18 protein-coding genes are annotated in these 20,048 nt (G+C 67.8%); 7 read left to right on the forward strand and 11 right to left on the reverse strand.

What is annotated here, in order from left to right; all coding sequences use genetic code 11:
• Positions 1–88 precede the first annotated feature (88 nt).
• From IB278_RS22935 to IB278_RS22950, 4 genes are read left to right on the forward strand one after another with little or no spacing between them, the layout of a single operon-like run.
• A complete protein-coding gene (locus IB278_RS22935; protein ID WP_192325795.1) occupies positions 89–1,381 on the forward strand; it encodes a glucoamylase family protein in 1,293 nt (430 codons plus the stop codon).
• The gene (locus IB278_RS22940; protein WP_192325554.1) at positions 1,378–2,769 is read left to right on the forward strand and encodes a glycoside hydrolase family 15 protein; all 1,392 of its coding nucleotides are present in this window, start codon (positions 1,378–1,380) and stop codon (positions 2,767–2,769) included. The genes IB278_RS22935 and IB278_RS22940 overlap by 4 nt, the downstream gene beginning before the upstream one ends.
• Positions 2,766–4,526, forward strand: coding sequence for an ABC transporter ATP-binding protein/permease (locus tag IB278_RS22945; protein WP_192325556.1), 1,761 nt, complete (start codon positions 2,766–2,768; stop codon positions 4,524–4,526). Before IB278_RS22940 ends, IB278_RS22945 begins: the two co-directional genes overlap by 4 nt.
• A complete protein-coding gene (locus IB278_RS22950; protein ID WP_192325558.1) occupies positions 4,523–6,811 on the forward strand; it encodes a CocE/NonD family hydrolase in 2,289 nt (762 codons plus the stop codon). The genes IB278_RS22945 and IB278_RS22950 overlap by 4 nt, the downstream gene beginning before the upstream one ends.
• Positions 6,812–6,815: 4 nt before the next feature.
• Here the strand turns inward: IB278_RS22950 and IB278_RS22955 are convergent, their stop codons facing one another.
• The 4 genes from IB278_RS22955 to IB278_RS22970 all read right to left on the reverse strand — a co-directional run bounded on the left by IB278_RS22955 (position 6,816) and on the right by IB278_RS22970 (position 11,781).
• On the reverse strand, positions 6,816–8,453 hold the full coding sequence (locus IB278_RS22955; RefSeq protein ID WP_192325560.1) for an alpha-amylase family glycosyl hydrolase: 1,638 nt from the start codon (positions 8,451–8,453) through the stop codon (positions 6,816–6,818).
• A gap of 101 nt (positions 8,454–8,554) precedes the next feature.
• Positions 8,555–10,615: an elongation factor G gene (gene fusA, locus IB278_RS22960; RefSeq protein WP_192325562.1), complete on the reverse strand. Its 2,061-nt coding sequence runs from the start codon at positions 10,613–10,615 to the stop codon at positions 8,555–8,557.
• 126 nt (positions 10,616–10,741) lie between these two features.
• The gene (locus tag IB278_RS22965) at positions 10,742–11,095 is read right to left on the reverse strand and encodes a GFA family protein (protein ID WP_192325564.1); all 354 of its coding nucleotides are present in this window, start codon (positions 11,093–11,095) and stop codon (positions 10,742–10,744) included.
• Between the two features lie 155 nt (positions 11,096–11,250).
• Complete coding sequence (locus IB278_RS22970; protein ID WP_192325566.1) at positions 11,251–11,781, reverse strand: MarR family winged helix-turn-helix transcriptional regulator; 531 nt, start codon at positions 11,779–11,781, stop codon at positions 11,251–11,253.
• Positions 11,782–11,891: 110 nt separating this feature from the next.
• Here IB278_RS22970 and IB278_RS22975 point away from each other — a divergent pair, with 110 nt between their 5' ends.
• Positions 11,892–12,692, forward strand: a complete 801-nt coding sequence (locus IB278_RS22975) for an SDR family NAD(P)-dependent oxidoreductase (protein ID WP_145744290.1) — start codon at positions 11,892–11,894, stop codon at positions 12,690–12,692.
• A gap of 68 nt (positions 12,693–12,760) precedes the next feature.
• Positions 12,761–13,837, forward strand: coding sequence for an alkene reductase (locus IB278_RS22980; protein ID WP_192325568.1), 1,077 nt, complete (start codon positions 12,761–12,763; stop codon positions 13,835–13,837).
• Positions 13,838–13,882: 45 nt separating this feature from the next.
• On the opposite strand, the gene IB278_RS22985 is transcribed toward IB278_RS22980, so the two are convergent.
• The 6 genes from IB278_RS22985 to IB278_RS23010 all read right to left on the reverse strand — a co-directional run bounded on the left by IB278_RS22985 (position 13,883) and on the right by IB278_RS23010 (position 18,495).
• Entirely contained in the window at positions 13,883–14,329 is a 447-nt protein-coding gene (locus IB278_RS22985; protein WP_192325570.1) for a hypothetical protein, read from the reverse strand.
• Positions 14,330–14,445: 116 nt separating this feature from the next.
• Positions 14,446–14,907 carry a methyltransferase family protein gene (locus IB278_RS22990; RefSeq protein WP_192325572.1) on the reverse strand — a complete coding sequence of 154 codons (462 nt, stop codon included), beginning with the start codon at positions 14,905–14,907 and terminating at the stop codon, positions 14,446–14,448.
• A gap of 46 nt (positions 14,908–14,953) precedes the next feature.
• Positions 14,954–15,760 carry an oxidoreductase gene (locus IB278_RS22995; protein ID WP_007830949.1) on the reverse strand — a complete coding sequence of 269 codons (807 nt, stop codon included), beginning with the start codon at positions 15,758–15,760 and terminating at the stop codon, positions 14,954–14,956.
• A gap of 38 nt (positions 15,761–15,798) precedes the next feature.
• Positions 15,799–16,680 (reverse strand): class I SAM-dependent methyltransferase, encoded by an 882-nt coding sequence (locus tag IB278_RS23000; RefSeq protein ID WP_192325573.1) that lies wholly within the window; start codon positions 16,678–16,680, stop codon positions 15,799–15,801.
• A 65-nt stretch (positions 16,681–16,745) separates the two neighbouring features.
• Entirely contained in the window at positions 16,746–17,591 is an 846-nt protein-coding gene (locus IB278_RS23005; protein ID WP_192325575.1) for an alpha/beta fold hydrolase, read from the reverse strand.
• Between the two features lie 10 nt (positions 17,592–17,601).
• Positions 17,602–18,495, reverse strand: coding sequence for an NAD(P)/FAD-dependent oxidoreductase (locus tag IB278_RS23010; RefSeq protein WP_192325577.1), 894 nt, complete (start codon positions 18,493–18,495; stop codon positions 17,602–17,604).
• 96 nt (positions 18,496–18,591) lie between these two features.
• Here IB278_RS23010 and IB278_RS23015 point away from each other — a divergent pair, with 96 nt between their 5' ends.
• The gene (locus tag IB278_RS23015) at positions 18,592–19,230 is read left to right on the forward strand and encodes a TetR/AcrR family transcriptional regulator (RefSeq protein ID WP_192325579.1); all 639 of its coding nucleotides are present in this window, start codon (positions 18,592–18,594) and stop codon (positions 19,228–19,230) included.
• A gap of 185 nt (positions 19,231–19,415) precedes the next feature.
• Here IB278_RS23015 and IB278_RS23020 read toward each other — a convergent pair whose 3' ends face one another.
• Complete coding sequence (locus tag IB278_RS23020) at positions 19,416–19,967, reverse strand: 2'-5' RNA ligase family protein (protein ID WP_225613104.1); 552 nt, start codon at positions 19,965–19,967, stop codon at positions 19,416–19,418.
• Positions 19,968–20,048 lie beyond the last annotated feature (81 nt).

Here is a 20,048-nt window from a genome sequence, read left to right on the forward strand (position 1 = left end):
CGAGCCCCCCGGCCGCGTGGCGTCGCCGACGATTCGGTGAAACCAAACGTGACACCCGGGACCCCAACGAAAGGAGCCGTGCGTGTTGATGAAGGATGACAGGAACCCGAAGGCATTGGCAGCCCTGCCCGATGAAGCCTTGATCGACGCCGTGCAGCGGCAGACCTTCCGCTATTTCTGGGACGGTGCGGATGCCGCCAGCGGCCTGGCGCTCGACCGCCGCACGCTGGTCGCGGCCACGGGCGAGGACCTGGCCGACGACCGGGTTGCGATCGGCGGCACGGGCTTCGGCATCATGGCCTTGATCGTCGCGGTGGAGCGCGGCTGGGTCACGCGCGACGCGGCGCTGGAGCGCCTGGGGCGCATGCGGGACGCCCTCTTTCGCGCCAGGCGCTACCACGGCGCCTTCCCCCACTTCATGGACGCAGCGAGCGGCGCGACGATCCCGATGAGCCCGAAGGACGACGCGGGCGACCTGGTCGAGACCTCGTTCCTCTGCATGGGCCTGCTCTGCGCGCGCCAGTATTTCAGCGAGGACACGGCCGCGGCGCGCCGGTTGCGCAGCGACATCGACACGCTGTGGCACGAGGTCGAATGGAACTGGTTCACCCAGGGCGGGCGCGACGTGCTGTACTGGCACTGGAGCCCGAAGCACGGCTGGGCGATGAACCATGAGGTGCGGGGCTGGAACGAGTGCCTCATCACCTATTTCCTGGCGGCGGCCGCGCCGCGCCATGCGATCGATCCGAGGGTCTACCACCGCGGCTTCGCAGCGGGGTCCGGTTTCCTCAACGGCCGGTCGTACTACGGCATCGAGATACCGCTGGGCATGCCGTACGGCGGCCCGCTGTTCTTCACACACTACTCGTTCTGCGGCCTCGATCCGCGCGGCCTGAAGGACCGCTACGCCGACTACTGGGATCTCAACACCCGCCACCTGCAGATCAACCGTGCCCACTGCGTCGCCAATCCCCGGGGCTTCCGGGGCTACGGCGAATCGTGCTGGGGCCTGACCGCGAGCGACGACCCCGACGGCTACCTCGCGCACGATCCGAGCAACGACAACGGCACCATCTCGCCGACGGCCGCGCTGGCCAGCCTGCCCTACGCGCCCGCCGAGGTGATGCAGGTGCTGCGGCACTTCCTCACCGTGCATGGCGAGCGGGTGTGGAGGGACTACGGCTTCGTCGATGCGTTCTGCGAGCAGCGAGGCTGGTTCGCAGACACCTTCCTTGCCATCGACCAGGGCCCGATCGTCGTGATGATGGAGAACCATCGAACGGGCCTTCTGTGGAAACTGTTCATGAGCGTGCCCGAAGTGCAGGCCGGGCTGCGCGCCCTGGACTTCAGCAGCCCGCATCTCGGGTCGTCGGCCGCGTGAGCTCCAGCGTGGCGAGCCTGGTAGATCCGGCGTTCGAGTCATGGCTCGAAACACAGCTGCGCCATTCGGCGGCGGCGATGCTGTCCAGCATCTCGCCGGTGTCGATCGTCAAGCACCGGCCGGGCTTCGGCCAGACCGTGCGGCCGATCCCCGGCGCCATCGTCGCCTCGCCCGCCCTCGCCGACTACAACCCGGACCCGGACTACTTCTTTCATTGGTTCCGGGATTCCGCCGTCGTCATCGATGCACTGCGCCTGCTCTATGCCGAAGGGCGCGTCGGCAGCGAAGCCCTGCAGCACCTGCGCGACTTCACCCGCTTCAGCCTGGACCTGAACCGCCTCGACGGCCGCGCGGCTGCCGCGGTGGAGGACCGCAGCGCGTGCGTGGCCCCCGAACTCCTGCAGTACCTGCGCGAGGACCACGACCTGGCGAAAGCCTTCGGCGACCTGGTGGCCGCCGAGACGCGGGTGAACCCCGACGGCACGCTCGACGTCTGCCGATGGAACCGCCCCCAGCACGACGGCGCACCGCTGCGCGCGCTGGCGCTGCTGCGCTGGGCGGCCAGCGGGCACCTCGACGCACCGCTGCTGGCGGAGGTTTCCGAGCTGATCCGTTTCGATCTCGATTTCACGCTGCGCCGCTGGCGCGAGCCGTCCTACGACATCTGGGAAGAGGAACTCGGCCAGCACTACTACACGCTGCGCGTCGCGGCGGCAGCGCTGGCCGAAGGCGCGGCCTGGCTGGAAGACCTGGGCGACGCGGCGCAGGCGCAGCGCTGCCGGGAAGAGTCGCGCGCGGTGCTGCGCCTGCTCGACGATTACTGGGTGGACGAGCGAGGCGAACGAGGCGCGGCGTCCGGCTACTACCGCTCACGCGCGCTGTCGGACGGCCGGCCCGGTCCGAAGGCACTGGACATCGCGGTGATCCTGTCGGCAATCCACAGCCTCGGAACCGGGGCCGCGCATGGACCGGCCGATCCGCGCATGCAGGCCACGCTGGCGCGCCTGGACGCGCTGTTCGATGCGGCCTATCCCATCAACCACGGCCGCGCCGCAGGCCGTGGTGCGGCCATGGGCCGGTATGCCGGCGACGTGTACTACTCGGGCGGCGCGTACTACTTCTCGACACTCGGCGCCGCCGAGTTCTGCTTCCGTGCCGCCGCGGCGGCGGGCGGCGATGCACACCATTGGTTCGAACGCGGTGATGCCTACCTCGCCACCGTGCGCGCCTACACGCCGGCCGGCGGTGAGCTGTCGGAACAGTTCGACCAGCGCAGCGGCGCGCAGACCTCGGCGAAGCAACTGGCCTGGAGCCACGCCGCGTTCATTTCGTGTGTCTCGGCGCGCCGGATCGCGGCCGCCGCCTGCGAGGCGTCGCGGCGGGGATGAGCGCGCGGGCAGAGAACCGTGTCGAGCCGGCTGCAAGGACCGGTTTCTTCCGTCAGGTCCGCGAGCTGCTCGGCGCCTTGCGCGTGTCCCCGGTCGCGAAAACGCTTGTCGCGCTGATGGGTGCGATCGTCGTGGTCGTTGCGCTCACGGCGTATGGGCAGATCGAACTCAACAGCTGGAACAAGCCGTTCTACGATGCGATCTCGCGCCGCGACCTGGGCGAATTCGTCGTGCAGGTCGGCGTCTTCGCGGTCATTGCGGGTGCGCTGCTGGTCCTGAACGTGGCGCAGCGCTGGCTCGGCGAGACCTTGCAGCTGAAGCTGCGCGAGGCCGTGGTCAATGACCTCGTGGGGCTGTGGCTGCAGCCGCGCCGGGCGTTCTGGCTCCAGGCCAGCGGCCCGATGGGTGCCCACCCCGACCAGCGCATGCACGACGACACGCTGAAGCTGTGCGATCTGTCGGTCACCCTTGGCGTGGGGCTGTTGCAGGCGGCGATGCTGTTCGGCAGCTTTGCGAGCGTGCTGTGGGTCCTCTCCAAGGACTTCAGCCTCTTCTTCGGCGGCAAGGACCATGTGCTGCCGGGCTTCATGCTGTGGGCGGCCATTGCCTATGCGGTCGCCGGCTCGCTGGTCACCTACTGGGTCGGCAACGGCCTGATCTCGCGCAATGCCGAGCGCTACGCGCGCGAAGGCGAATTGCGCTTCTCGCTGACGCGCATCAACGAGCACCTCGACGGCATCTCCCTGGCGGGTGGCGAGGCGGACGAAAAGCGCCGCGTCGCCATGCATTTCGGCGACGTCTTGCGCGCCACGTCGCGCGTGGTGCTGGGGCTGACCAACCTGACATGGGTCACGGCGGGCTTCGGCTGGATCACCATCATCGCGCCAACGCTGGTGGCCGCGCCCCTCTACTTCTCGGGGAAGGTGTCGTTCGGCGGCCTGATGATGGCCGCCGCGGCCTTCACGCAGGCGCAGTCGTCGCTGCGCTGGTTCGTCGACAACTTCAGCATCATTGCCGACTGGCGCGCCACGCTGCTGCGCGTTGCCGACCTGCGCCGGATGCTGGCGTCCGACCTGGAGGCACGCGCAGGCGGCAGCCGCATCGCCTACGAGGAAAGCGAAGCCGGGGCGCTCGCGATCGAAGCGCTCGAGGTCCGCTCCTGGACCGGCCACGATCGGCTGGACGCGCCGGGCCTCGTCCTGCACCGCGGCCAGCGCGTCCTGATCCTCGGCACGCCGGGCACCGAGAAGACCTTGCTGTTCCGCGCGCTCGCGGGCCTCTGGCCCTGGGGCTCCGGCACCGTGCGCCGGCCTGCCGGCGAGACCATCCACTACATGCCGCGCGGCACGCCCTATATTCCGCGCGGCACGCTGGCCGAAGTGCTGTCGTATGCGATGGAACCGTCGAGCTACCCGCGAGAAGCCATGGTGGCCGCACTGGCGAGCGTGGGCCTCCAGCGCCTGGAGCCATTGCTGAACAAGACCGGCCGCTGGGAGAGGGAGCTCAGCATGGACGAGCAGTTGCGGCTGGGCTTCGCCCGCGTGGTGCTGCAGGCACCGCCCTGGCTCGTGATGGACGAAGCCTTCGGCGCGTTCGACGACGACACCGTCGAACTCATCATCGACGTGCTGGGCAGGCTCAAGCACACCGGCATAGTCCACATCGGCTCGGCCGGAGAAGCGCGCGACCGGCTGTTCACGCAGGTGGTGCATCTGGTCAAGGCGCCGAACACGGTGCGCGAGGAGCAGCGGGCATGACACACCTGGGGTCCACCGTCGGTCGTGCGCGCCGCGCCCTCATGCGGCTGATTCTTGCGCTGCCCGCCGGGGCCTGGGCGGCGGATTTCGGCTTCCGGCCGCCGCGCGATCCCGAGGATGCCGCCGCAGCGGACCTGATGCGGGACCTGGCCGAGCGCATCCTGCCGGTGTACCAGGACGCGGACACCGATGTCTTCCTGGCCAACCTGACCGCCCTGCAGATCGTCAGCGGCGCCTACCGTGCGGCCTCCGACAGCAGCCGGTCGCTGCGCACCCGCCGCCAAGGCAAGCCGTTCGACGACCTGGTGCAGCGCGCGATTCTCGACGGCATGTATGCGCGTGCGCGCGCGCTCGAAGCGAACGAGCGCCTCGGCTTCGCCGAAGCCTACGCGCGCGCGTTCCGGGAACTGGTGTCGCCGCTCGACAATGCGCAGGCCCAGGCCATCATGGCGCGGCTCGACATCCCGGCGGCGGTATACGCAGAGCCGCTGCGCCGGGCTTTCGATCTCTGGCGCGCGAAGGGCAGCCTCCCGCAGGCCGATGCCCTGGCGCTCGTGCGGACCTGGCTTTCGTACGAGTCGCGCCGCAGCTTCGGTGCGCTGCTGCCTGAACTGTTCGCGGCGGAGAACCGCAACCGCTACGTGACGGAGACCGACCTCAGGATTCCCGTACGCGGAGGCGTCATCTTCGCGAGCCTGGTTCGGCCCGGCCGCGCCAATGACGCGCTGGGCGCCCTGCCGACGCTGCTGCGCTTCACGCTCGATCCGGCCGAGGACGACGCCCAGCGCAGCGCCGCCAGAGGCTACGTCGGCATCACGGCGTACGTGCGCGGACGCACGCCCGACGGCAAGGGCGCCGTGTGGCCGTTCGTTCGCGACGGCGAAGATGCCGCTGCCGTCATCGACTGGATTGCCCGGCAGGCGTGGAGCGACGGCCGCGTCTGCATGATCGGCGACGGCTACTCCGGCTACGCCGCCTGGGCCGCCGCCCGCAGGAGGCCGGCGGCGCTCAAGGCCATCGCCACGATCGCGCCGATGGCGCCGGGCATCGACTTCCCGATGGCCGGACAGATCTTCCGCAACGCCATGGTGCGCTGGGCGCAGGAGCACGCGGATGGCGAGCCCCTGCGCGCCGGCGCCGATGCCGACCCGGACGCGATGTGGCAGGCACTCGACGCGCGCTGGTATCGCGGCCATCGCCCCTACTGGGACGTGGACCGCGTCCTGCTGGGCAGGCGCAGCCGGCTGGTCCGAACCTGGCTGACGCACCCAAGCCATGATCGCTACTGGCAGAAATTCCTGCCGTCGGCGGAGCAGTTTGCGCGCATCGACATCCCGGTGCTCAGCTTCGCCGGCTACTACGGCGCGGACGCCGGCGCGCTCTACTTCCATCAGGAACATCGCCACAACCGGCCGCAGGCCGACACGACGCTGCTGCTCGGCCCCTACGACGCGGCCTCGATCCGGCTCGGCACGGCGGCAACGCTGCGCGGCTACACGCTGGACCCCGCCGCACGCGTCGACCTGCCCGAGCTGCGCCTGCAGTGGCTCGACCACATCCTGAAGGGCGCGAGCAAGCCTTCCCTGCTGATGGACCGCATCAACTACCAGGTGATGGGCGCGGACCAGTGGCGCCATGTGCCGGCGCTGGACGCGCCGCAGCGCACGCGGCTGCGCTTCTATCTCGACACCCGCGAGCGCAACGACCCGCACCGCCTGTTGCCGTCACCACCCGAGGAAGGCGGTGGCAGCACGCGGCTCTCGGTCGATCTTGCCGATCGGCGTGACGTGCGCATCCCGTGGCCGGACGCGCTGCGCTCGACGCAGCTGCCGGCGGGCCACGGCATCCGCTTTGTCAGTGATCCGCTCCCGCAGGACACCGAGATCGCCGGCAGCCTGCACGGCGTGTTCGACATCACGCCCTCGCGGCAGGACGTGGACTTCAGCATCTCGCTCTACGAGCAGACGGAAAGCGGCGAGTACCAGCTGCTGTTCGATCCCTACGACTTCCGCGCCAGCTACGCAGGCCATCGCGTGCGCCGCAGGCTTCTTCGGGCCGGCGAGCGCCAGCTGCTGGCGTTCACCGCCGAGCGCGTGACGGCTTGCAGGCTTGCGGCGGGCAGCCGCATCGTGCTGCTGGTTGGCCTCAACAAGCGACCCGACCGGCAGATCAACTACGGCAGCGGCAAGGACGTGAATTCGGAAACCATCGCCGACGCGAAGTGGCCCATTCGAGTGCGCTGGCACGCGCGCAGCTACGTGGAGATCCAGACCGGCAGGCCTTGATTGCTCAGCGTGTCGCCGGACCTTTGTCGTTCACGGCGCCCAGAACGATGCCTTCGTGAGCGGCCATCACCAGCGGCGACTCGATGGACCCGGTGCGCGCTGGATCGGTCGATGCCAGCACGATCGGCTGGCGCGGCATCAACGCCGGCGGGATCGGCGCCGGGGTGGCGCCGAAGTTCAGGAGCACCACCAGCCGCTGTCCTTCGAAGTTTCGCGCATAGGCGAGCACCTCGCCCCCTGCATCGAGCGCTTCGTAATTGCCCCGGTTCAGCGCAGGCTGCGCGCGGCGCAGCGCGATGAGGCGCCGGTAGAGCGCCAGCATCGACCCTGCGTCCTGCGATTGCGCTTCCACGTTGTGCGTGGGCCAGTCGGCTGCCAGGCGCAGCCACGGCGTGCCGGTCGTGAAGCCCGCGTGCGCTGCGGCGCTCCACTGCATGGGTGTTCGCTCCGGGTCGCGGCCCAGGCCCATGCCGGGCTTGTTCTTCTCGAACGGGTCCTGGACTTCATCGGCGGGAATGGGGACGTCCGTCATGCCGATCTCGTCGCCGTAGTAGAGCGTCGGCGTACCGCGTAGCGTGAGCAGCAGCATGGCCGCGAGCCGCGCCATCTGCGGCCCGACGCGGCTCGCAATGCGGGATCTGTCGTGGTTGCCCAGCACCCAGTTCGGCTGCGCGCCCTCGGGCAAGGCGGCTTCGTAGTCGCGCACCAGGCGGTCGATGCGCGCCGCCTGCCACTCGGTCGCGATCAGCTGGAAGTTGAAGGGCAGCTGCACGCCTTCGAGCACACCGTCGGTGTTGAGTCCGTAGTAGGCGACCAGGCGCGCGAGCGGCAGGTAGAGCTCGCCGATCAGCACGCGCGACGAGCGTGCGTCGCTGAACTCGTCGACCACGCGGCGCATCTCGGCCACGATCGGCTGCACCTCCGGCAGGTCCGTGTTGTAGAGCATCAGCCAGCGAAAAAAAGGGTCTTGGCCTTCGACGAAGTCGGGGTTCGGCGGGTTGTCGCGGAACTGCGCGTCCTTGATGATCTGCGAGAGCACGTCGACGCGGAATCCGTCGACGCCGCGCCGGAGCCAGAAGCGCAGCGCCTCGTACATCGCGGCCCGCACCTCGGGGTTGCGCCAGTTGAGGTCGGGCTGCTCCTTCAGGAACGAATGGCCGTAGTACTGGCCGGTGGTCGCATCGAAGGCCCAGGCCGGGCCGCCGAAATTGCTGAGCCAGTTGTTGGGCGGCCCGCCGCCCGGCGCCGGGTCGCGCCAGATGTACCAGTCGCGCCGCGGATCGCCGCGTGCGCTGCGGCTCTGCACGAACCACGGATGGCGGTCCGAGGTGTGGTTGGGCACGAAGTCCAGGATGATCCTGAGCTCTCTCGCGTGCGCCTCCTGCACCAGCGCATCGAAGCCTTCCAGCGTGCCGAAGCGCGGATCGATGCCGCAAAAATCGCAGATGTCGTAGCCGAAGTCGGCCATCGGCGAGGGATAGATCGGCGAGATCCAGACCGCATCGACACCGAGCGAGACCAGATGATCCAGCCGGGCGCGGATTCCATCGAGGTCTCCGATGCCATCGCCGTTGCTGTCCTGGAACGAACGCGGATAGACCTGATAGACGATTCCGCACTTCCACCAGTCGTCGGCTGACATCTTGATCCCCTCATGGTCGGTTTGGAGGGGATCCATTGTCTCCATAAAGCGTGCAGCGCATCCGCGCGCCGTGGGCCGCCGGCCGCCTCGGGCGGGCGATACTAGTCCTCGTCGCGCACCCGGTACTGGCTCACCAGCGTCTGCTGGACCGTCGGCGGCACGGCCTCGTAGTGCGACAGCGCAATGGTGTAGCGGCCCTGCCCGCTGGTCATTGCATTGAGCCGCGACTGGTAGCTGGCCAGCTCGGCCTCGGGCACCTGCCCGCCGATGGCCACGGTGCCGCCTCCCAGGCCCAACGTGCCGGTGACCAGGCCGCGGCGCGCCGACAGGTCGCTCGTGACGTCGCCCACGGCATGCTCGGGCACGGCGATCTCGATCTGCACGATCGGTTCGAGCACCACCGGGCGGGCCTCGCGGATCGCGGCCATGAAGGCCTTGCGGCCGGCGGTCGCGAAGGCGATGTCCTTGCTGTCGACGCTGTGGTGCTTGCCGTCGTACACCACCACGCGCACGTCGACCACCGGATAGCCCGCGATCGCGCCGTACGCCAGCACCTCGCGCACGCCCTTCTCCACCGCGGGAATGAACTGGCCCGGGATCGCCCCGCCCCGGACTTCGTCGGCAAACTGAAAACCCGCGCCGCGCGCGAGCGGCTCGATGCGCAGGAAGACCTCGGCGAACTGGCCGGCGCCGCCGGTCTGCTTCTTGTGGCGGTGGTGGCCCTCGGCCGGTGCGGTCACGCTCTCGCGGTAGGCGATGCGCGGCGGCCGCGTCTGGACCTCGAAGCGGTACACCTCGCGCAGGCGATCGAGCACGATGCGCAGGTGCAGCTCGCCCAGGCCGTAGAGCACCGTCTCGTTGGTCGCGGCCACGTGCTCGATGCGCAGGCACGGGTCCTCGGCCGCGAGCTTGCCCAGGATCTCCCAGGCGCGCTGCTCGTCGCCATGGCGCTTGGGCTCCACGGCCAGGCCGTGCACCGGCACCGGAAAAGGCAGCGGCGCGAGGTGCACGTGGGCGTCTTCCGCCGCATCGTGCAGCACGGCATCGAAATGGATCTCCTCGACCTTGGCCACCGCCACGATGTCGCCCGGCACCGCATGCGACACCTCGACATGGTCCTTGCCCTGGAGCATGAACAGGTGCCCCACCTTGAAGGGCTTGCGGCCGTCGCCGATGTAGAGCTGGCTGTCGCGCGTGATCGTGCCCTGGTGCACGCGCAGGATGCCCATCTTGCCGACATAGGGGTCGACCGTGACCTTGAACACATGCGCCAGCACGTGCAGCGACGGGTCGGGGCTGGCCTCCATGGGCTTGGCCTGCGCACCCTCGCCGATGATGAAGTCCGGCGGGTTGGCCTCGGTCGCGTCGGGCAGCAGCTTGACGATCACGTCCAGCAGCTCGGCCACGCCGGCGCCGCTGCGCGACGAGACGAAGCACACCGGGATCAGGTGGCCTTCGCGCAGTGCCTGCTCGAGCGGCGCGTGCAGCTCGGCCGGGTCCACGTCGCCTTCCTCGAGGTAGCGGTCGACGAAGGCCGCGTCGACCTCGACCACCTGCTCCACCAGCGCGCGGTGCGCCGCCTCGACCGGGCCGAAGTCGGACTGCCCGAAGCGGTTGAAGAAGCAGTCCACCACCTGGCGGCCGACCCCGTCGGGCAGGTTCAGCGGCAGGCATTCGCGGCCGAAGGTGGCCTGGATATCGGCCAGCAGGCCCGCCAGCGAGACGCCCTGCGAGTCGATCTTGTTGACGATGATCATGCGCGCCAGGTGGCGCGAGGCCGCGTACTCCATCATGCGCACGGTCATCGGCTCGATGCCGGTGGCGGCATTGATGACCACCGCCGCGGTCTCGACCGCCTCCAGCGCCGGCAGGCTCTGGCCGAGGAAGTCGGGCCCGCCGGGCGTGTCGATCAGGTGGATGCGCGTGCCGGCGTGCGTGAGGTGCATCACCGATGCATTGAGCGAGTGCTGCATGCGGCGCTCGAGCGGGTCATGGTCGCTGACGGTGCTGCCGCGTTCGATGCTGCCGCACGCCGCGATGGCGCCCGCCTTGTGCAGCAGGTTCTCGGCCAGCGAGCTCTTGCCGGCGGCCGCCGCGCCCACCAGCGCCAGCGTTCGCACGGCCTGCATTTCGGCCGCAAGGCCGTTCGATCGGCTTGGCATGGCATGCACTCCTTACGCGCCCGCATGGCCGGCCCGGCGGCCTGCGGGGGCTCGGGTGCTGCGCGTGGACGCCAGGCCAGCGTACGGGATTGGCCGTGCCGGCGCAAGCGGGTGGCTGCCCCGGGCCTACTTCGAACGCCCGTCGAAATGCTGCACCGGCACCGCATCCAGGTCGATGCCCTCGAGGCTGCGGATGTTGATGGCCGCCATCCTGTTGCCCTTGGGATCGGTGCCCTCGCCAAAGACATGAATGCCGCAGACCGCGCAGAAGCGATGCGCGATCACATGCTTGTTGAACATGTAGGTGCCGATGTCCTCGGGCGGCGTCTTCAGCCTGAGCCGGTCGTGCGGCACGAACCACAACAGCGATCCCCTGCGCTGGCACATCGAGCAGTTGCATGCCATCGCCCCCTGGATGTCGCCCTCGACTTCGAAGGCGATCCGGCCACAGTGGCAGCTGCCTTGGTAATTGGTCGTCATCGGTGCTCCGAACGGAAGTTGTGCGGGCCGCAGTTTAGGACGAGGAGGCAGCCGTGTCTGCCCACCTTCGACGCGAAGCCCTTCACCATCTGCGCGATGCCGGCCTTGGTGGCCGCATAGATCCCGAGGCCGGGCTCGACCTGCGCGGCCGCCGATCAATCCTGCGACTTGTAGGCCGCCAGGAACGCGTCGGAAGACACCTGATCGGCCAGGGCCCGGAGGCTCGCCGCCGAGGCAGGGCCCAGCACGGCCTCCACGCGGTCGTTCGCAGCGGCCCAGCGCACCACCGCTTCCGACAGCCGAGCCTTGCCAAGCGGAGTGAGCACGCCGTGCTTGGTGCGCCGGTCCTTGGCGTCCGCACGCAACTCGACGAAGCCGTCGCGCACCAGCGGCCTGAGCGCGTGGGTCAGCGCCGACAGCTGGATCGCGAGCCGCGCCGCCAGGTCCTGCAGCGTCGGTCCTTGCGGGGCGGTCGCCGTGAGCTTGTCTATTTCCGCGATGAGCGCGAGCTGCGTGGCCTTGAGGTCCAACGGCGCCAACGCTTCGTCATACAGCTGGCCGAGCCGGCGGGCGGCAAGCCGCAGTGCCGTGTTCGTGCAGACACGCCCGCCCAGCACGCCCGGCTCGTCCGCGGGCGGCTTGGCCAGGCTGTTCTTTGCGTCGACGGCTTTGGTGCTTATTCCCATGTTCAGAAAATGGTTGAGTGCTGTACCAACGGCAGCCGGGGTCGGACCGCTTCTACATTTGAGCCCTCAACTTTTTTGGTTGAGCCCTCAATTTTATTGGAAAGCCATCCATGACACATCCCAGCTCCAGGAAAGTCGCTCTTGTCACCGGGGCTTCCTCCGGCATCGGCGCCGTCTATGCGGACCGCCTCGCTGCGCGCGGCTACGACCTCATTCTTGTCGCCCGCCGCGCCGACCGCCTCGAAGCCCTCTGCGCACAGGTCTCGAAGGCGCACGGCATCCAGGCCGAGCCGGTCACCGCCGACCTGACCCGGGACGAGGACCTGGCGCGCATCGAGACGATCCTGTCCACCCGTGCCGACCTGCGCGTCCTGGTGAACAACGCCGGCATTGCGCGGCTGGGACCGGTGGCCCAGAGGTCCGCAGGCGACGCGCTGTCGCAGATCGCCCTCAACGTCACGGCGCTGACGCGCCTGACCCAGGCGGTGGTGCCGGCCTTCATCGCCAGAAACGACGGGGTGATCATCAACATCGCTTCGGTGCTGGGCATCCATGCGCTGCCCGTCAGCGCCGTCTACAGCGGCACCAAGGCCTTCGTACTGCAATACAGCCGGGGCCTGCAGGAAGAGCTGGCCGGCACCGGCGTGAAGGTCCAGCTGGTCCTGCCGGCCTCGACGGCCACCGAGATCTGGGACCTGTCGGGCATTCCGCTGGCGGCCCTCAACAAGGACGCCTTGATGACCACCGAGCACATGGTCGATGCGGCGCTCGCGGGATGGGACCAGGGCGAAGCGGTCACGTGGCCGTCGGTCGCCGATGCAACGCTGTGGGAGAAGTACGAAGCGGCGCGCTCCGCATTGTTCGCCGCCACCCAGGTGGGAACGCCGGCCCCGCGCTACCGGGTCGCTTGAGCCCCAGCAGACCGAGGCCATTCCCTCTTCTTTTTTCTCACTCCCCTTTTTCTTCTTCAGGACAGTCCATGCTTTTCGACGCCTTCTCCCTGCGCGCCACCCCGCTCAAGAACCGTGCCGTGATGTCGCCGCTCACCCGCAGCCGCGCGGCCGAGAACAACACGCCCAACAGCCTGATGGCCACGTACTACGCCCAGCGCGCGGGCGCCGGACTCATCATCACCGAAGGCACTTCGCCCTCGCCCAACGGCCTGGGCTACGCCCGGATCCCCGGCCTGTTCAATGACGCGCAGGTGCAAGGCTGGAAGCTCGTGACCGACGCAGTGCATGCCAAGGGCGGCAGGATCGTCGTGCAGCTCATGCACACCGGCCGCGTGGCCCACACGGACAACCTGCCGGCCGGTGCCGAAGTGCTGAGCTCGTCGTCGGAGACGTGCCCCGGCCAGATGTGGACGGATACACAAGGCAACCAGCCGCACACGCCGCCGCGCGCCATGGCCGAGGCCGACATCCAGGCCGCGATCGGCGAATACGCCAAGGCCGCGCGCCTTGCCATCGAGGCCGGCTTCGACGGCATCGAACTGCACGCGGCCAACGGCTACCTCCTCGAGCAGTTCCTGAACGCCAACGTCAACCGCCGCACCGACGGCTACGGCGGCACGGCCGAAGGGCGCAACCGGCTGGTGCTCGAGGTCGCGCGTGCGGCCGTGAAGGAGATCGGCGCCGAGCGCGTGGGCATCCGCCTGTCGCCGCACGGCGTGCTCAATGGCACCGGCGCGTTCGAAGGCGTGGACGAACAGTACCTGGCGCTGGTGAAGCAGCTCTCCGCACTCGGCCTCATGTACGTCCATGTGCTGGACCATTCGGCCATGGGCACCCCGCCCGTCCCCGCCCAGCTGAAGACCGATCTCAGGGCTGCGTTCGACGGCCCCTTCATCCTTGCCGGCGGACTCGACAAGGCCAGCGCACTGCAGGCCCTGAGCGAAGGGCGCGCGGACCTGACGGCCATGGGCAGGGCTTTCATCGCCAACCCCGACCTGGTCGACCGCATGCGCCAGGACGCGCCGCTGAACGCGCCTGCGCCGGAAACCTTCTACACGCCCGGTGCCAAGGGCTACACGGACTATCCGACGCTCGCGGGCTAGGCACCGCCCGTTGCAAGCAAACACGCCGCCGGCGCGGCCGACGGCTCAGGCGCTCCGGCTGAACAGCCGGAACGGCGAGCTCAACAGACAGCCCAGCCAGAGCGACACAAGGCCGTTGGAGGCCTTGTCGTGCCAGCCATGCTTGTCGTCCCACAGCAGCGCGTTGTCTTCGATCTGCACGCTCCACTGCGCATCGGCAAGCACTTCGCGGCGAATCCGGTCGAGGCACTCGATCCAATGGCGGGCGCCCTTGTGCATGGCGAAGGGCGTGTTGTCGGGCAGGGCCGTCGCGCCCGAGAACACCTCTGCGCCGGTCAGCCGCGATGTCTCGTAGCGCGTGAAGCTCTCCCAGTTGAGGCCCTTGCCCGTGTGCGCGTAGCGCTCGACGTCGGCGATGACGTCGAAGGATTGCACGATCGCATCGATGCGCTGCGACTCGACGGGGGTCAGTGGCGTGTCCTGCTTCGCGGTGTAGTAGATGCTGAAGCCCATGGGGCGATGCCTGTGTGCCGGGTGGGTCCGCGGCGAAGAGCGGTGGTCGGTGGATTCCGCCGCAGGCCATGGGCCCAACTTGTTGGGTGCCGGGCACGATGCAGACCAGTCAGGCCTCATACCCACCTGCGTACCCTGCTTTTGTAAGCCTCGTACTCTGCCCCAAACAGAGACGCCAAAACGCGTTCTTCCGGAATGATCTGGAACCGAGTGATGTAGAGCACGTACACGACAACCCACAGGACAGCGAGCGGATTCGCCAGAAACACTGCCCACGCCAACAGGGTCAGCAAGAGCCCGACATACATGGGGTTGCGCGTGTAGCGGTACACGCCTCGGATGACCAACGAGGAGGCCGAGCTTGCCTTGACCGGGTTCACGGTGGTCTTGGCGCGCCGAAACGCAAGCATTCCGGCGATGCTGATGCCTTGGCCGACGCACACCAAAACGACGGCGCAGAGCACGCGGGCCGGATAGGGAATCTGCACAAGCCCCGCGAGGGCTGGTGTCAGCCACATAAGAAGCGCCAGGACAAGCGCCACGATCGGGGGAGGAACCTTCAGTTCAAGCACGCTCATATCACTCCATGAGGTCTAGCACCCGGCCGTGAACACAGCTGTGATTTCAGCCCAGTCCGAACGTCTTGCGCAGGCCCTTTTCGACCGGGCCAGCGGGCATGAAACGGCGCAACTTGGCCAGGAGGGACGCTTCGCCCTTGGGCGTGTGGCGCATCTTCCACGGACCAAGTGCCGCGCTGACCATCGTCGCCACAACGCCTTCAGGCGTGGGCGCCTTTTGCACGTTGTTCTGGAAGGCTTTGGTGACGATGGCAAGCTCTTTGCTGTAGTCCGGGATTCTGGCAGCAGTCTGAGGCGCGTTGAGATCAAGGTTGGTTTTGGTGAAGGAGGGTTCGACCAGCGACACGCGGATGCCGAATTGGCGTACTTCATGATCCAGTGACTCGGACAGCCCTTCAACAGCGTATTTGGAGGCCGCATACAAGGCCATGTACGGCGAACATAGAAAGCCCACCACCGAGCTGACATTGACGATACGACCGGAACGCTGCTGACGCATGTGCGGCAGCACGGCCTTGATCACGCGCAAGAGGCCGAAAAGGTTGGTTTCGAACAGCGTCTGGGCTTCGGCAATCGAGGTTTCTTCAGTCGCGCCCAGCAGGGTCACACCCGCATTGTTGACCAGCACATCGATGCGCTTGGCCTGCGCGATGATGGCCTGAATGCCTCGATCAACGGAAACATCGTCGCGGATGTCCATCTCAATGAGCGTGACGCCAGGTATGGCTTGGGCCTTTGCCGTGTTGCGCACGGTGCCGAAGACCCGGCAGCCTTGTTCGGCAAACTTTGTGGCGGCGGCGCACCCGATGCCTGACGACACGCCGGTGACGAGGACAACTTTGGAATTCGACATGGCAGTTCCGTTGTGTAGAGGCAGTGGAGTGAGGAGGATCAGTTGTGTAAGGAGGCAGGTCTGATCGGATTGCGTGCCATGACGATCCACGCTGCGCCGTCGATCATCACCGAACGCTCGCCGGGGAGGCCTGCGAAGACGGCACGAACCGCGGCCGAGGCGCGGGCGCGGATGTCGTCGGGCTGATCAGCGAGCGCGCGCGAAAGCGGGCCGACCTCGAGCGCCATCTTCACCGCGTCGTCGATCGCAGCGTCCCGCGTCCCGCCCTCGCCGAACGGGACGGAAGCATCGAAGGGCGCGATAGCGATATCGGTGAAGCCGGCTGCCGTCAGGATGCGCGCCACTCGTCCCTGGTCGCCGAACGAAAATGGGCCGGGCGCTTCGGGATCGGGCAGCGCGGTCAGCGGGACGATGCCCTTGAGCGCGCCAATCGGCAGGCGCACCCAATCGTTCTCGGCCACGCCGCGCCAGCAGACGAAAGCGACCCGCCCACCCGGCCGGAGCGCGCGTCGCAAGTGGGCGAACGCCCCTGTCGGATCGTCGAAGAACATCACCCCGAAACGCGAAAACAGGATGTCGAACGCGCCCTCGGGCAGCTCGGCGCTGCTGGCGTCGGCCACCCGGAACAGGGCCGGCGTATCCTGTGGCGCAAGCGCGCGCGCTCGGTCGATCAGCGCTTCGGATATGTCCACTCCCAGCACTTGGCCCCCCGGGCCAACGCGGGCGGCCAGAGCCAGACTCGACGCGCCCGCGCCGCAGCCGACGTCCAGCACGCGCTCGCCCGTCGCAGGCGCGACGGCTTCGATCGCGGCCTGGCCGAACACCGCCACCATAGCGTCGAGCCGGGCCTGGTTGGCGACCCAGCGCTCTCCGCTTTGGCCATTCCAGTCGGCGACCTGATAGGCATTTTTCTCTGTCATGCTATCTCCTTGTTCTGATTCGTTCTTAACTAGCTACCCTTTTATCGAGGCAGGGGGAAATGACGCTACTCGGCCCATGCCGCGATCCGTTTCGCGATCGCCTCGGGGGCCTCGATGTGCAGGAAGTGACCGACCCCGGGGATGACTTCCAGCGCGTGCGGAGCGGCGAACCGATGTCGGTCGTCGACCTGCTGGGGGAGGATGCAGCCGTCGTCGGCACCGTGAAGCTGCAACAGGGGCACCGCGATCGGCCGAGACAGGCGGCGCGTCGCCCCAAGCATGCCGGGCCGCAGCATCGCCCGGTAGTACTTGAGAGGCGCGGGCATGCTCGCCCGCAGGCGTTCGTGCAGCTCTGCCTGGAGAGCAGGAGCTAGCGAGAGGCCGGGCGACCACTGACGCCAGAGGTGATCGATGAGGGCGAGATCGCGGGCGGCGGCCATCCAGCCGCTTCCCGGCAGTTGAAAGAGTCCCATGTACCAGCTCCGGCGCAGCTGAGCGGGGCGCGCAAGCTGGCGCATGAACGTGAGCGGGTGAGGGATTGCGAGAGTGGCCGCGCGTTCGATCCGCTCCGGCGCGGTCACGCAGGCATCGTATGTGATCAGGGCCCCCCAGTCATGGCCAATCAACTCAACGGGTCGCCCCGGAGACCAGAGGTCGATCAGCGCGAGCACGTCGCTGGTGAGGGCTGCGAAGTCGAACGGCCCCGCAGTCGGGGACGGCGCGTAGCCGCGAAGCCAGGGTGCGACGACGTGACGTCCACGGCGGCCGAGTTCGGCAAGGAAGGGCTTCGCGGTCGGGGGATGGTCCGGGAAGCCGTGCAAGACGATAGTCGGTTGGCCATCGGGATCACCCCCCTGCAACGCATGAAAGGTGCCGTGCGGCAGGTCGAAGGTGACGTGTTCGAACTCCATGTGTGTCTTCTCAAACCACCATCGATTGCTGGGCGAAGATTCCCGCCATCGCGCCCTGCGACGATGCTTGGGTGACCGAGGGCAAGAAGGGCGTGGTCAGGTCGCCGGCGGCGTAGATGCCGGGCATGCTGGTCTGGCGGCGCTCGTCGACCTTGAGGACGATGCCGGTGGGCGTATCCACCGTGGCGAGGCCCAGTGATTCATGCAGGCTTGCGGACGGCTTGTTGCGCGGATGGGCGAACAGGACGTCGACCGCGACGTTGCGGCCGGTATCGAGATTGACTGTGGAGATATGGCCCTTGTGATGGGCGATCTCGACGATCCGGCCATCGATGACAGGCATGTTGCGGCGCGCCAGATCGGCCTGGATATCGGGCGGGATGTCGTGACCATCGGCGAAGACAGTCAACTTGTCGGTCCAATCGCGGAACAGCCTGGCCTGATTGTGCGATTGCGGGCCGGACCAGACGAGGCCCCAATGCCGGTCGGCGACTTCAAAGCCGTCGCAATAGGGGCAGGGCACGATGGACGTGCCCCAGCTTTCGGCAAAGCCTGGAACCTCAGGCATCTGGTCAGCAACGCCGTAGCTCAGGATCACGCGGCGCGCCCCGAGGCTTTCGTGATCGTCAGTGACGACGCAGAAATCGTCGATGGCGCCAGACACGCTCTCGGCCCGGGCATTGACCAGCCTGACCGTTGGATAGCGCGCCAGCTGCTGCCGCGCCTCGGCCAGGATGTCCAGCGGCGGCTTGTGATCGTGGCCGAGCAGGCCATGCGAGTGGCCGGCAAAGCGGTTGCGCGGCCGGCCGGTATCGAGAACGGTGACCTTGCGGCGGGCACGGCCGAGTTGCAGGGCGGCGGCGAGGCCGGCAAAGCTGCCGCCGACGATGATGACGTCATTCATGGTGATGGGCTCCGTGTGGGCTGGTTGATTATTGGACTATCTAGTACAGTAATGTAGAGTCGATATAGTAAACTGTCAAGTCCACTAAATATGCCCATGGCCCGCTCCCCAGTTCCTGCTCCCAAGCCCCAACGCGGCCGGCCACGCGATCCCGAGCGCGTGCGGCGTATCCTGGAAGCGGCGCAAAGGCACTTCAACGAGCATGGGCTGGAGCGTGCCAGCGTGGATGCCATTGCCGCGGAAGCCGGTGTGTCCAAGATGACCGTGTACAGCAACTTCGGCTCCAAGGAGGGGCTGTTCCAGGCGGTCGTGCGCGACAGGACGGCGCCGGTGGTGGATGGCGTCCCGGGCGCCGGGGCGCTGGACCCGAACCACCCTGAGGAGGCGCTGCTGGCGGTCGGCACCCGGTTTCTCGCACTGGCGCGCGGGGACGCCCTCGGCGCGTTGCGCGCTGTCTACGGCGTCGCGGGGGCGCAGCCGGAAGCCTGCCGTGCGTTCTACAAGGAAGGTCCGGAGCGTGCGAACGGCGAGCTGGCTGCATACCTGCGCCGTGCCGACGCGGCGGGCACGCTGAAGGTGCGGAACCCGCTTCAGGCAGCGGACCTGTTCCTGTCGATGTTCCTGGGCTCCGGGCACATCCGCGGGCTGCTGAAGCTCGAGATGCCGGATTCCCGGGAAAACAGGGCACTTCTGCGCGAGGCCGTGCGGGTCTTCATGGCGGCCTACGGCGCGTAGGCACCCGATCTCTCGTGCGGCGCTTCGTTGGCTCGCACAGCATGCCGATCCCGAATGTCGAGCCTGGTGTCATGACCTTCATCGTGTAGAAGCCTCAGAGGCAGATGCAGACAAAGGCGCCAGCCAGGCACGAGGCGAACGCGAGAACGACCAGGTAGTGGTTTGGCATCCGGAACCGAGTGGCGTCAATCGCCGCGGTCCAGGGTATCGGCCGACGGCAAGTGGAAGACATGCAACTCTTCCCAACGGCCTGTCGAATTTTCGATCAGCACGACCGAGGCGCAATCCGCTCGGATGCCGCCGAATGCATCCAGCCGCTTTTGCAACTCAGCAGCGGCTGCATCGGCCTCGGATGGGTTTCCATGGGCAACGGTCAGGTGCGGAACCACTCCTTGGTGCTCCCCGCCGTACGGCTGGAAATCTGGAAAGACATCCACGAGCGCCCTGGTCATCGCGATGAACGGCCCGGGCGGTTCCGGCGCGAGATACGCGGTCGCCGGGAAGCGCGCGACCCTGTCCAGCGAGAAGGAGAACGCAACCACGCGATCCAACGCGTGTTGCGCCCGATCCAGTACGGCAGGCGTGATGTGCTGAGGGTCCATGAACGGCACAAGCACAGTGATGTGCGCTGGCACGCCCAGCTCCGTCGTCGCGTCGAAGCGCTGCCGAAGGTCGCCGACCCACGGCTCGGCCGAGGGCACTTTGACAGCAAACGCGGATATCGCCATGAGCCACATGATATTCAACAGGCAGTGAGCCGAAAGGTCCGAGCGCGATGCGAATCAGCGCGGGATAGGCGAACCAGTACTGACGGCGGA

Source organism: Variovorax sp. VRV01, from assembly GCF_014852545.1.
GTDB lineage: Bacteria > Pseudomonadota > Gammaproteobacteria > Burkholderiales > Burkholderiaceae_C > Variovorax > Variovorax beijingensis_A.

Coding starts and splice junctions, on each gene's coding strand:
- IB278_RS22935 (WP_192325795.1), top strand. CDS start 89: ATGAAGGATGACAGGAACCCGAAGGCATTGGCAGCCCTGCCCGATGAA.
- IB278_RS22945 (WP_192325556.1), top strand. CDS start 2,766: ATGAGCGCGCGGGCAGAGAACCGTGTCGAGCCGGCTGCAAGGACCGGT.
- IB278_RS22950 (WP_192325558.1), top strand. CDS start 4,523: ATGACACACCTGGGGTCCACCGTCGGTCGTGCGCGCCGCGCCCTCATG.
- IB278_RS22955 (WP_192325560.1), bottom strand. CDS start 8,453: ATGTCAGCCGACGACTGGTGGAAGTGCGGAATCGTCTATCAGGTCTAT.
- fusA (WP_192325562.1), bottom strand. CDS start 10,615: ATGCCAAGCCGATCGAACGGCCTTGCGGCCGAAATGCAGGCCGTGCGA.
- IB278_RS22965 (WP_192325564.1), bottom strand. CDS start 11,095: ATGACGACCAATTACCAAGGCAGCTGCCACTGTGGCCGGATCGCCTTC.
- IB278_RS22970 (WP_192325566.1), bottom strand. CDS start 11,781: ATGGGAATAAGCACCAAAGCCGTCGACGCAAAGAACAGCCTGGCCAAG.
- IB278_RS22975 (WP_145744290.1), top strand. CDS start 11,892: ATGACACATCCCAGCTCCAGGAAAGTCGCTCTTGTCACCGGGGCTTCC.
- IB278_RS22980 (WP_192325568.1), top strand. CDS start 12,761: ATGCTTTTCGACGCCTTCTCCCTGCGCGCCACCCCGCTCAAGAACCGT.
- IB278_RS22985 (WP_192325570.1), bottom strand. CDS start 14,329: ATGGGCTTCAGCATCTACTACACCGCGAAGCAGGACACGCCACTGACC.
- IB278_RS22990 (WP_192325572.1), bottom strand. CDS start 14,907: ATGAGCGTGCTTGAACTGAAGGTTCCTCCCCCGATCGTGGCGCTTGTC.
- IB278_RS22995 (WP_007830949.1), bottom strand. CDS start 15,760: ATGTCGAATTCCAAAGTTGTCCTCGTCACCGGCGTGTCGTCAGGCATC.
- IB278_RS23000 (WP_192325573.1), bottom strand. CDS start 16,680: ATGACAGAGAAAAATGCCTATCAGGTCGCCGACTGGAATGGCCAAAGC.
- IB278_RS23005 (WP_192325575.1), bottom strand. CDS start 17,591: ATGGAGTTCGAACACGTCACCTTCGACCTGCCGCACGGCACCTTTCAT.
- IB278_RS23010 (WP_192325577.1), bottom strand. CDS start 18,495: ATGAATGACGTCATCATCGTCGGCGGCAGCTTTGCCGGCCTCGCCGCC.
- IB278_RS23015 (WP_192325579.1), top strand. CDS start 18,592: ATGGCCCGCTCCCCAGTTCCTGCTCCCAAGCCCCAACGCGGCCGGCCA.
- IB278_RS23020 (WP_225613104.1), bottom strand. CDS start 19,967: ATGTGGCTCATGGCGATATCCGCGTTTGCTGTCAAAGTGCCCTCGGCC.